At 43.3% G+C, this 13080-nt stretch carries 7 protein-coding genes; 4 read left to right on the forward strand and 3 right to left on the reverse strand.

What is annotated here, in order from left to right; all coding sequences use genetic code 11:
* Positions 1–155 precede the first annotated feature (155 nt).
* The 4 genes from AC1XUD_RS01885 to AC1XUD_RS01900 all read left to right on the forward strand — a co-directional run bounded on the left by AC1XUD_RS01885 (position 156) and on the right by AC1XUD_RS01900 (position 6933).
* Positions 156–1559, forward strand: coding sequence for a DUF4270 family protein (locus AC1XUD_RS01885; protein ID WP_483359243.1), 1404 nt, complete (start codon positions 156–158; stop codon positions 1557–1559).
* A gap of 225 nt (positions 1560–1784) precedes the next feature.
* Entirely contained in the window at positions 1785–4538 is a 2754-nt protein-coding gene (locus AC1XUD_RS01890; RefSeq protein ID WP_483359244.1) for a DUF6797 domain-containing protein, read from the forward strand.
* 144 nt (positions 4539–4682) lie between these two features.
* On the forward strand, positions 4683–5480 hold the full coding sequence (locus AC1XUD_RS01895) for a hypothetical protein (protein WP_483359245.1): 798 nt from the start codon (positions 4683–4685) through the stop codon (positions 5478–5480).
* Between the two features lie 256 nt (positions 5481–5736).
* On the forward strand, positions 5737–6933 hold the full coding sequence (locus AC1XUD_RS01900) for a hypothetical protein (protein WP_483359246.1): 1197 nt from the start codon (positions 5737–5739) through the stop codon (positions 6931–6933).
* A 193-nt stretch (positions 6934–7126) separates the two neighbouring features.
* On the opposite strand, the gene AC1XUD_RS01905 is transcribed toward AC1XUD_RS01900, so the two are convergent.
* The 3 genes from AC1XUD_RS01905 to AC1XUD_RS01915 all read right to left on the reverse strand — a co-directional run bounded on the left by AC1XUD_RS01905 (position 7127) and on the right by AC1XUD_RS01915 (position 12905).
* Positions 7127–10282 (reverse strand): efflux RND transporter permease subunit, encoded by a 3156-nt coding sequence (locus AC1XUD_RS01905; protein ID WP_483359247.1) that lies wholly within the window; start codon positions 10280–10282, stop codon positions 7127–7129.
* Positions 10283–10367: 85 nt separating this feature from the next.
* On the reverse strand, positions 10368–11498 hold the full coding sequence (locus AC1XUD_RS01910) for an efflux RND transporter periplasmic adaptor subunit (RefSeq protein ID WP_483359248.1): 1131 nt from the start codon (positions 11496–11498) through the stop codon (positions 10368–10370).
* Positions 11499–11564: 66 nt separating this feature from the next.
* Positions 11565–12905: a TolC family protein gene (locus AC1XUD_RS01915; RefSeq protein WP_483359249.1), complete on the reverse strand. Its 1341-nt coding sequence runs from the start codon at positions 12903–12905 to the stop codon at positions 11565–11567.
* Between the last annotated feature and the right edge of the window lie 175 nt (positions 12906–13080).

A 13080-nucleotide genomic window follows, 5' to 3' on the forward strand; every position in this document is an offset into this window, starting at 1 on the left:
TTGGTATTGAAAAGCAGCATTTAATCTGTAATACGTACGATTTTGGGGTTTTGTTGCAATGTTAACATCTCACAGGAATTGTACTTGTTTGCAACATTCGTGTTGTAAATCTGTTCACATCTGATAATTTTGCATTTTTACTGTTCGTTTTATAAATGAAATTTCATTCAAGTTCTGTAAAGGCGTTATGTTCCCGGGCTACCGGGTTTTTGATAATACTTGGTTTATCTGCTTCTATATCAGGCTGTCAATGGGGAGATGAAATAGTTTCTCTTGTTCAGCCGAACCCTGATGAATTTGCGGTTTTCTATAACGATTCATCATCCGTCAGTTTGTCAACCGTTGCATTTGATTCGATCCAGACAGGAGGTGCATCCAGATTATTGATTGGAAGATATACCGATTCCTATTTTGGGAAAGTAAATAGTGTCCCTTACATGCAGCCCGCATTGGACGCAGCTGTAACTCTGGGAGATAAAACAGAATACGATTCAATTATCGTGTCGTTGAGGTACGACAAATATTTTTACGGAGACACGACCAAATTGATGAATGTAAAAGTTCATGCGCTCCAAACTGACATGACCGACGGGGTGAGAAAATCGTTTTTCAATATCAGTAAATTACCTTATGATGCAACGCCACTGGGCAGTGCGACATTCTATCCCCGCCCTGTAACAGATACGGTGATCAACATCCGTCTTTCCGATGTGTTTGGGCAAAAAGTTTTTACAATGGCTAAAAACAACTTGTTAAATACTTCTGATGACTGGTTTAATGTAATAAAGGGAATCACAATAATTCCTGACGCAAACTACGATGGGACTGTTTTAGGCCTTAATCTAACCGAATCTTCCATTCAACTTCACTACCATACAGTTGATTTTGACGAAGTTAATGAGGATTATACATCATTCAAGGTTAGGGCTGGATTCGGGCAGATCACTAGCGACAAGACCGGAACGCCATTGACAAAGTTGCAGTCAACCCATCGACTCTCAACTCCTTCATCCCAAACCGGCAACATGTCATACATTCAGGCTGGTATTGGATTGGTTACAAAAGTGATGTTTCCAACAGTGCGGGAGATGAGATTTAACAAACGCAATGTCGTTAACCGGGCATTCTTGAAGATGTATCCGGTCAATCAATCTACCAACAATTATTTGGCGGCACCCACAGAGTTGTTTATGTACAGGGTTGATAAAAATAATGGCTATTATCTTAGTTCTTCTGGCGCGCAGGCTCTAACAACGCTCGCAGGCACAGCAGTTACTGCCAGGCTACAGACAGATTACTTGAATAATGAGCAATTCTATCTTTTCGATGTTAGTTCTTACGTTCTCAATGCTGTTTTAAGTGACTATGAACTTGAGGATGGTATGCTGATTTTACCATATCAACTAAAGGGTGGAAGTTCTGAAAGCGTATTTTATCCTGAAATTGGATCAGAATATGCTACTAGTGTAACCAGACTGGTTATTGGTGATCAGAAGTCAGCCAGCAAGCATCCGTCACTTCAAATATATTACACTACTGTCGACGTGGAAAACAAATAGGCTTTTCGCGAAATATATCGAGGGAAGGCTTCCGTAAGGTGGCCTTTTTCTTTTTTAGGGGTAGGCCAAGCATTTCGTTGTCTTCATGTCATGGTTAGTTCTGAAGGGAAAATAAGCCCTGATTACTTAACTTTGATAACTGAATGCGTCTTTCGTCGCATGTCTATCCTGAACCTATATAAATATGAAGAGCCAGTCCGGCAGGGATAGCTCTCCCCCAACATTATGCTTCGTAACATTAGTAAGAGAAACTCTTTGAAATTGGTTTTGGCAGGTGTCGTGACGGCGTCTGTTTTTTTGACAAGCTATACTGATAATCAGTTTGTTAGTTCGGAGTCCTCCGATTCGATTCGCCTTAATTCGTTTGTAGAAAAAGGATTTCCATATATACCGACTTCGATCGACGGACGGAAACTCGGCCCCGGATTTCCAGACGATAATGTGGCCGCGAGGACGCTGGCACTTGAACTGGGCGACAGTGCTTATGCCTGTTTTGACACAGATTTATTACGCTGGTCGGTTGCCTGGACAGGCAAATTCCTGCCGATGGTATTGATGGCGCAAATTTCTTACGATGACTTTTTCAACAAAAATAATAAGCTGGCATATGTACCGGGTGTACCTCAGTTTGCGACCGGCTCATATGCAGGCTGGTATAGTGGAGGCACAATTGAGAAGCACGAGCATTGGATACCTATGGATGCGGCAAAAGGGCGATGGAAAGGGTCGTATGTATTTGAAAATAAGGTCATTTTGAACTATACAATTGGCGAAGCCGAAATCTTTGAATTGCCTGGTGCCGGGTCTTTTGCCGGGCAAACAGCTTTTTCGAGGACCTTTCAAATTGAGAAACAGGCTAATGATCTCAAGCTAATCGTTGCCGAAGTAAGGAATGCCAAAAAGATTGAGGTAAAAGACCAGGTAGCCTATATATATCATGGTGCCAACGGCGATACGGTTACGGCAGTCAGTCTGGCAGGGAAGAATAAGCTATCCTGGAAAACAGATATCAAGGATGATCAGTATCTGACGGTTCATGTTCCTGCTCACGAAAGTTCAGTTCAGGCAGCAGTCGTCATTTGGAAGGGACCGGTTAAAATGAAAAAAGCCTTTGAAAAATATGCACGAGGCTTGGATTTGACCTTACCTAATTTCAAAAAAGGCGGCACAGACAAGTGGAAGGAAACCGTAGTCACGAAAGGAACACTGTCCCCGGATTCAGCAGCTTTCGTGACCGATATACTGACGTTGCCGCTGGGAAATCCATGGAAACGGAATGTTCGTGTTGCAGATATTGCTTTCACAAAAGCCGGGCGTGGTGTTGTGGTCACTTTTGAGGGTGACGTATGGACGATTGACGGAATTGATAAAAACCTGAATAGTCTGAAGTGGAAGCGTTTTGCTTCAGGCCTTTTTGAGCCGATGAGCGTGGAAGTGGTTGACGACAAAATCTATGTTTTTGGAAGGGAAGGTATCGTTCGTCTGAACGATTTGAATAACGACGGAATGGCCGATTTTTATGAAAATTTCTCAAATATCATGCCTCAGTCTTCAGAGTCGCGGGAGTGGGCAGGTGATATGGTTCCTGCTCCCGGTGGGGGTTTTTATATTGCAAAAGGGGGTACACAGGACAACGGCCCGGGTCTTACTGAGCGGGTTGCAAAAGGTTTCAGAAAGGGGGCTCGGTTGAACGGGTCCGTTTTGAAAATAGCTGCTGATGGACTTGGTTATGAGATAATAGCAACGGGCTTGCGGGGACCCTATCTGGGGATTAATCCGGTCAATGGCATATTGACCGGATCCGATCAGGAAGGAAACTTTGTGCCATCGACGCCAATCTATTGGATTAAAAAAGGTGATTATTTTGGTGTTGAGCCCACCAAATTTCGAGATGACAACCCGGTAGTTACTCCCCCTCTAACCTGGATTCCTCATAACGTAGATAGATCAAGTATCAGCCAGTCGTGGGTGACTGGGAACAAAATGGGGCCGCTTAGTGGCAACCTTATCCATTTTTCATTTGGTCGTCCAGGGTTATTCCGGGTATTGATCGACAGTAGCGCAAGTATTGTTCAAGGTGGGGTTTCAATCATTCATGCCAATTACCCTGCGCCGACTTCGAAAGGATCAACAAATCCCGGAGATGGACAGTTGTATGTGGCCGGGTTCAATTTATGGGGCTCTACTTCTACGGGTATCAGTGCTTTGTTGCGACTGAGATATACCGGAAGACCTAGCTATATGCCCAGTCAGTTCAAAGGAACAAAGGAAGGAATTGTGATCGGTTTTGATAGCGAGCTTGATGAAAAATCTGCTTTAAATGTTGCCAATTATCAGGTGATGCGGTGGAATTATAAACGCACGCAGGAATATGGTTCGGGATATTTTAAACTGGATGGTACCAAAGGACAGGAAACAATGGCGGTGGCTGGAGCATATCTTTCGGCTGATAAGAAGAAGGTTATTCTGCTAATTCCAGATATGAAGGAGGTCATGCAAATGGAACTATCATATGATATTACGGCCAAAGATGGTCAAAAAATGAAGGACCAGTTTTGGTTTACCGTAAACAATATGAGTGAATTGAAGGCGGCCAGTTACGGAGTCGATAAAGTAGATTTGACGCTTTTGACAAATTATAAATCGGAAAAATCCGCAGCGGTTTCTGAAGAACCAATTACTGTCGAAAAAGGGCGTGGTTTATTTCAAAAAATGGCTTGCGTGGGGTGCCACTCTCCTGGAACAAAAACAGACGGAATGTATGGACCACCTTTCAAAAATATGTATGGTTCTGAACGGCATTTTGAAGACGGAACATCTGCCGTTGCTGACGACAAATACCTGGTTGAATCAATTTTGAGTCCATCAAAAAAAGTGGTGAAAGGCTACAGTGCGGAAATGCCTTCTTTTGAAGGGATTTTATCAGAATCTGATATTCAGTCGATAGCCCTGTACATAAAATCATTGTCCGGAAAGTAACAATTTGGTAACCACTCGACGTTATGTAACATTCGGTGATAATTTTGGAAATAAAAGGGCTATCATTTCTGGTAGCTCTTTCGTTTTTATGTCAACAAGAATATATTTGACAAAAAACTACTTCCTTCAACAACCTAAAAAACCATGAAAAAATCCCTGGCATATCTGACGCTTTTCGTCGTTTTCTTGATTCCGAAGTTGATTGCCCAAAATTTCACCGAAGAAAATGCGGGCGTCGCAACGAAGACATATTTCCTTAAAAATAAGAAGGTAATGGCCACGTATTACGATTTGGCCGGTCGTCCGATACTGGAATGGTGTAACAGACCGGATATTCTTAATAACTTGGAGCCATATCCTTATGTCAGGTTTTACCATTATGACGGCCTGCTGACAACTACAACCAGCTATTCTGCCAGCCTAAAGAACGATAAGGAAATCGTTTTTAATAATCCACTATATCCTCTTGTACGCGTTTCTCAGATGAGGGCGGATGAATTCGTTTCAGTGTTTGACTGCTTCCCGGATATTAACAAACCGCATTTTTATATTGAGGATATTCCAAAAACGGAGTTGAAATTTGTGAATGAAAAAATGTTCGCGAGGTCGACGCAACTCGTTCAGGATGATGGCGCTACCAGAATTGAGTTGTATCCATATTTTTATATTACTACTAAAGAGGCCAAGAAACACAAAGAGGAAGTAAAGGGGTTTATGGGGCGGCCGTTATTTAAAAGTGTTACCTACTATAACAAGGATGGGCGTGTGGTGAAAAAGGAAGAGTATATGACAAAAGATTTTACTTTATCAAAAACACCAGTCTTTAAGGTTAAGGCCGAATACGGGTATATTTATGATGACCTTAAGACCGAGCATATTTTCATCAGGAACAGGCAGAGGCAGAAAACTTTCAAGATATTGGTGAGGAACGATTTTCATTAGGTGCTCGGTTTCAGAGTTTCACGCAAAGCGGAAATTAGGAGAGCAAATCATGCAAAAGGTGTAAATTGGTACCCTTTTGCGCGCTTTGCTTTTTATCTTTTTTGCTTTGCTTGACCGCGCAGGGCGATATCAGTAGGGTATACGAGGCTCCGCCTTTAATAGTATTGGTATCACGCCCCATTTATTCAAAATCACGTCCGAGATCACAATGGAATCAAAGGAAGCATTTCACGCTCTTGCGAATAATTGCGGAGATATGGCAAACAGTATAGCTGTCGCCGCGGAACAGGCAAATCAGTATATCAGGCAATCAATTACGGATACAGCGTTTTGTGCTTCAAATATACAGGTTGTCGCGAATGCCACGATAAGATTGGCGGGGGACATTGGGACCATTTTCGCGATCTTAAATGCCATTGAGCTCGACAACGATATTTTCTCGATTTGCAAGCGTGCCTTGGAAATAGGGAAAGATATTGGACATAAAATTGAAGTCCTTTCGCAAGAGGCCATGGATACTTCGATCCTCACTTCACAGGTTTCTGTGGATCAAATACTTGATTTGGCGAAAGAGATTTCTGATATGATGGGCAATCTCTTGAAAGATATCAATCTGGATGTTGAAAGCGCGCCTCAGTATATCGATACCTTAGAAGGCGAAGGCATTTCAGTTTTGGACCCTACCTCTGAAAACATCTCCGAAGACCCGATAGCTTTGGCCAGTCAGATAATAGATGCTCAATCTCTCGTGGACCGGTGTCTTGACATAGTTAATTTGTGTAAAGACAACACTGCATATATTCTTGAACTGTCAGGAAAAGCTGAGAGCAGGCAGATTAGAGCAAGCTCATATAAAATATTGGCTGAGGATATAATTCAGAAAACCTTGTCGCTTCGAGGCAATATTGAAATCGATTTGAGTGAGATGCAAAGAGCGGATGAAATGGCTAAGAAAGTCGCGGTGGGTTTCCAAACATTTGGTGGTCTGACAATTAGCTTTGTGGAACTGGTCAGTAACCTGAATGCATTGGTAATTAAGAAAAAAGCATTAACTCCTTGGATACCTGATGATCTTCTGAGCAGGTGTTATGCGGCTGATCGCGACGCTACAACGGTGCTCAGTTTGACCTCCGTTGCAATAAAATCCACGTTAGCAGAACTTTCCGCAAATGTTTCATCACTCGCATCGCTTTCTTTATTGAATACGCAATCACACTTATTGCTCGAAAAACTTGTTGGCGATGCATCTGCGAATGACTCGGAAACAGACTCGTCACTTCGATTTTATCTGGATCAAAACTACCTTGAAGCAGCAGAATATTGCGAGAAGACAAATTGGGACTACGTAATGGCAACCAACCAATTGAACACTGCCGTTGACGATCTGGGCACAGCTCAGGCGCAATTATCATCGCTTAAAGCACAACTGGGAAGTACAAGCGAAGGTGTTTGAGGATAATAAGAGTCGAATTTCCCAGGATTTATTCAGTTCATCATCAATAATATCCTCAATGTTATTTGGCCAAATTGCAAAAAAAAGGTGCAGATCGCTCCACACCTTTTTACAAATCTGAATCTCATATTTAGGCTTCGGCAAACAATCAGGCGACCAACCGAAAGCCAACCGCCAAAGTCCGAAAGCCAAATTACATTTGCTCCGGATTCGCATCCAACTTTTCTTTCCTGCGTTTGTTGGCAAGTTTTTCGATAGTAACAAAAAGAACTGGCACCACGAAAATAGCAAGTGAGGTAGCAGCAAGCATACCACCGAATACGGTCCAGCCGATTGTCTTTCGAGATTCGGCCGCGGCTCCGCTCGCAAAAGCAAGTGGAAGTACCCCTAGTATAAACGCGAGAGAGGTCATGATGATCGGTCTCAAACGCAATTGGACTGCATCCAAAGTTGCCTCAATAAGATCCATCCCACTGTCAACCCGCTCTTTGGCAAATTCGACAATCAAAATCGCGTTCTTGGCAGCAAGCCCGATTAGGGTAATCAAACCGATTTGGGCATATATGTTGTTGGACAAATTCGGCAGCAATGTCAGTGTCAAAATGGATCCGAATGCGCCAATTGGCACGGCAAAAAGTACTGAGAAAGGAATCGTCCAGCTTTCGTAAAGTGCTGCCAGGAAGAGGAACACGAACACGATAGATATACTAAAGATAAGCGTAGTGCTATCTCCCGCCTTGATCTCTTCGAGACTCATCCCGGAGAATTCATAACTATATCCTGCCGGCAATGTTTCGGCCACCTCACGAAGGGCCTGAATCGCCTGTCCACTACTGAAGCCCGGTTTCGGAGTTCCGTTAATTTCGATTGAGCGATATATATTGTAGTGAGAAATCAACGCAGGGTTTTCTACCAACTTGCTTGACACGAGCGTATTCAAAGGGATCATATTGCCTTCAGAATTACGAACATAAAAGCTGCTCAGCTTGTCTAACGACGAACGGTAGCTGCTATCAGCCTGTACCATGACACGGAAATTCCTCCCATAAAGGTTGAAGTCGTTTACATAAGAACTACCTAGCAGGGTTGAAAGTGTGGTGTACACATCTGATATTTTAACACCCAGTTTTTTCGTTTTTTCGCGATCCACATCTATCTGGTAACTTGGAGTTCTCGCGTTGAAAAACGTATATGCCAGCCCGATTTCAGGTCTTTTATTCACTGCCGCCATGAAATTACGGGCCACAGTTTCAAATTGCTGAATATTGTCTGTACTAGTCGATTGTTGTAGTTCAAACGTAAAACCTGAAGTAGCACCCAAACCTGGAATTGCCGGAGGCGCAATAGGCAAGATACGGGCTTCCCGAATATCTCCGGTTCTTTTGCGAATCTCTGCGATCACCGCTTGAACGTGATGTTCTGCGCCTTTCCTTTCTGCCCATGGGTGCAAGTTGACAAACATGGTACCCACGTTCGATTTGTTAGAGAAGCTGATTACGTTCAGACCGGCAAGACCACCGACAGTTCTCACTTCTGGAATAGCGGCAACACGCTTCATTACCTCTTTCATCATGGCAATGCTTCGGTTGGTAGAAGTACCTTCCTGCATTTCGTACGTCACAAAAAGACGACCTTCGTCTTCCAATGGAATAAATCCTGTCGGTTTGTTTTTAAACAAGAAGAACAGACCAACGAAGAGACAAACCATCATAACAAGTACTAGAGGCGTTGCTTTAATCCATTTGGAAACAGAACGGGTATATCCGTGCGAGACTTTATCAAACCAGATGTTGAATCTGTCGAAGAATCGCTCTAGGAAATTCTTTTTATCTGTCGCCAGTTTCGAAGGTTTTAACAAAAGAACACATAAAGCTGGTGTCAACGAAAGTGCAACGAAAGCTGAAAGCAACACGGAAACAGCAATCGTAATGGCGAATTGTTGATATAGCCTGCCGACAATCCCGGGAACAAAACTCACCGGAACAAACACCGCTGCGAGAATCAAGGCGATGGCAATTACCGGCCCAGATATATCCTTCATCGCCTTGATCGTAGCCTCTCGTGGCGACAACTTGCTATGGTCAATGTTATGCTGCACGGCCTCGACGACCACAATCGCATCATCCACCACAATACCAATTGCCAATACGAACGCAAAGAGTGTCAGTGTGTTAATCGTAAAACCAAAAGGAATAAAGAATACAAACGTACCAATCAAAGACACCGGTATCGCCAGAATCGGAATCAATGTTGCGCGCCAGTTTTGAAGGAAAATAAACACCACAATGATTACCAGTATCATCGCTTCTGCGAAAGTGTGCAACACCTCTTCAATGGAAACCGTCACGACCGACGCAGTTTCAACCGGAACAGTATAATCGATATCCTTCGGGAAAGTCTTCTTCATTTTTTCAAGAGCTGCCATAACACCATTGTAGGTATCAAGCGCATTAGCTCCCGGAGCCTGATAGATTAAAACAAAAGCCGCAGGTTTTCCGTCTACAAAAGCGTTGGAAGAGTAATCAAATTTACCCAACTCTACCCGTGCAATATCACGCATATATACTACACTTCCATCTGCGGGAGAGGAGCGTACGATGATATCTTCAAATTGTTCTTTTGTATTTAACCGGCTGTTCGTCAATACACTATATTCAAATGTCTGCGCGTTAGGCTGAGGGTTTCCACCGACAGTTCCTGCCGCAATCTGAAGGTTTTGTTCTGCCAAAGCGGCTGAAATATCTGCAGGCGTCATTTTCAAGCTGGCCAGTTTTCCCGGATCCAGCCAGATTCGCATACCAAAATCATCCGCACGGGAAATAATATCTCCCACACCTTTTACACGTTGCAAAGCATCTTTAATATAGATATTGGCAAAGTTTCCGATGAACTTGGCGTCATGTGTTCCGTTTGGCGAAAACACCGCCAGGGCGATCATGATACTTGGCTGACGCTTACGAACCGTAAGCCCCAATCTTTTTACGGCATCTGGTAGGGTAGGTTCAGCCACACTCACGCGGTTTTGAACATCAAGCGCCGCTATATCTACGTTTGTGCCAACGTCGAAGACGACGTTGATACTGCTTTGTCCACTACTGGTACTGTTTCCAGACATATACGTCATGCCCGGGGTTCCGTTAATCTGGGTTTCGATTGGCGTGGTGGTGGTCTGCTCCACCGTCGCCGCGTCCGCACCCGTAAAGTTACCCGACACCGTCACTGTTGGTGGCGTTACGTCGGGGTATTGGGCTACGGGTAAGGTAGTTAAGGCGATAAGGCCGACCAATACCAAAACCACAGAACTGACTATGGCGGTGACTGGCCTGTTAATAAAAATATCTGCAATCATTTTTTTCTGAATATCTGATGAAAGAAATAGCGACAATCATCGGCTGACGGAGAGCTCAAATGAGGTATCCGTGCCATTATGTTTTTTAGTGTGCAGCGGGTGCGGCTTTTGGCGCCTCCGTACTTACCACAGCACCTTCTCTTAAATTCTGTACACCTTCCACAGCGATTTTTTCGCCTTCTTTCAGCCCGTCTTTAATGATGATGTTTGAGCCAATGATAGTACCAACGTCCACTCTTCTCTGGTTCACTTTGCTGCTGTCGCCCAACACATATACAAAATATTCACCAAGTTGTTCACTAAGTGCTTTGTTAGGTATAAGTATCGATTTTGTTCCTGCATTAGCCAAAACACGAACAGTTCCGTTCATGCCCGCGCGAAGTAAATTGTCGCGGTTCGGGAAAATAAGACGGGTGCGAATTGTTCCGGTCTGAGGATCAACCGCGCGGTCGATCAATGAAATTTTACCCGGGTATGGGTATATATCGGTTCCGAATTTCAGTGTGAAAGTGGAATCCATACTTTTTCCATTTTTGAGGAAATTACTGAAACGGTATATCTCTTTTTGATCCACATTAAAATCAACAGCAAGCTGACTGTCTGTTGAAACCGTGTTCAAAACCGTTTGACCAGCACTGACTGGCGAGCCTACTTTGACAGTTGAAATACCGATAATTCCATCGAAGGGAGCCACGATTCTGGTATAACGAACATTGGTCTGAACAGCCTTGATATTGGCTTTCGCTGCTTCTGACTGCCTTTTTGCAGCTTCCAACGCGGCGTCTGCATTGTCTACCAACTGTTTCGCAACCGCATCTTCTTTATCAAGTGCATGGAAACGATCTGCATCTTTTTGGGCTTTCACAAGATTTGCTTCCTGAACAGCAAGCGCCGCAACTGCCTGGTCGTAATTAGCAGTATATAGTTGAGCATCAATGGTATATAGGAGTTGTCCCTTGCTGACGTGTGCGCCATCTTTGAAATGAACACCACTTACAAAGCCGGAAACCTGCGGACGAAGTTCGATCTGGTTAAGCGGTACAACTGTTCCGGGATATTCTTCGAAGTATGCGCCATCAGCGGTTTTCACTTCGTCGAGTGTCACCTGAACTGCCGGAGGAGCAGTCATTTGTTGTTGCTGATTTTTGTCCCCGCAAGATGCCAAAACAGCGGCTAGAAGAGCTATTGGGAAATATTTTTTAGATTCTGAAAACATATGATAGGTAGCTTTTTCTCTGAGTTTCTCTTTGTTTATTTTTTCATTCCAATATTCGGAATAAAATTAAAAGGCCAGTTGACCAAGTGATTTTTGAACGTCAATCTTACTTGCCAGAACCTGATACATGGCGTTGAAATAATTGATGCGTGATAACCTCAGCTGAGCTTCGGCGGTAACCACTTCCAGATAGGTTTTGATACCCGAACGGTACTGAAGCTGAATCACATCATATACCTCTTGCGCCAGGTCCACGTTCTCTTGCTGCGCTTCCAGATCTGCCAGATTAGCTTTGTAGGCCGCTCGCGCATTTTCATACTCAGCATTAATATTGAGTTTCAACTTCGTAATTTCCAGGTCGGTACGACGCAAGTTCCATTCGGCAGCGTTGATATTCGCTTTCCGTTTTCCACCCTGAAAAATAGGTAAGGACACCGTAAGAAGGCCATATGAGTTAGCGTAATTCTTGCTATATAAATCCGAGAAATTGTTGTTCAAAAAGTTGAAGTTATAGGCGCCGTTCAGGGCGACATTCGGAAGATATGCCCATTTGTTATAGGTAACGTTGGCATCGTCCAGTTTACGCTGAGTTGTAAGTATCTGATATTCAATCCGGTTGTTATATTCCGGCAAAAGGGTAGTGTCAAGTAATAAGCTTTCCTTCAGCTTCAAAGTGTCGTAAACCAAACGTAGTTCCTGCTCGGCAGGAAAACCCATAATCGATTTAAGGTACTCAGTTTTAGCTTTCAACATTTCTTCATTGGCTTTTTTCAAAGCCTTGCTGTTGTTTAGCGAAATCGTCGCCCTTTTAAAATCAATTTTATCAGCTAACCCGTAAGTATATTGGTTTTTGGCATCTTTCAAGCTTCTCTCCAGTCTGACAATGTCTTCTTCGGAAACTTTAATTTGCTCGTTGGTAGCCAGGACATCGTAAAATGCTTTGGATACATCCGCCGTCAGGTTGATTTTATTATTAACCGTATTTTGACTGGCCTGGAAAAGCACATCGTTTTTTGTTCTGTTAGCCAGCAGGACATCTCTGTTAAAAATCTGCTGTGTTACTCCAAACTGGGCTGCCGAGGTATTTCTTACACCAAGTTTTACAGGATTTCCAGCGATTATAGAGGTTTGCACTATAAAATTGTGCTGCAAATTGTAATTGAAATTGACTTGAGGATACCAGTCTGCCAGTTTGCTTCTAACCTGACTCTCTGTTATCTTTTCATCAATTACTGACTGTTGGATACCCGGCTGATTCGCCAGTGCATATTGAATTACGTTTTCAAGAGTTGCATTATCCAGGTCTTTTGAATTTTGGCCAAATAACAGGAAAGGAGTATATAACAAAATAAAGGCGAGACTAAGCGACAAACGCATTATTTTTCTTTGCTTAGACTTACAATTCATGTAAATAAATTTGATAGTGATTAATTGATTTCCGGCGTCCATTGCTGCATTACTAACCAGCGGACACATAGACACCATTGTTTTGACAATCAGCGGGAGTTACAATTAAGTAACCGATTGTGAAGGTTGGAGTAATAATGAGTGATTCATAACGAGAGGTTTGACTAGGTAAAAG

It is taken from the genome of Dyadobacter sp. HNCC25DJ184 (assembly GCF_056895215.1).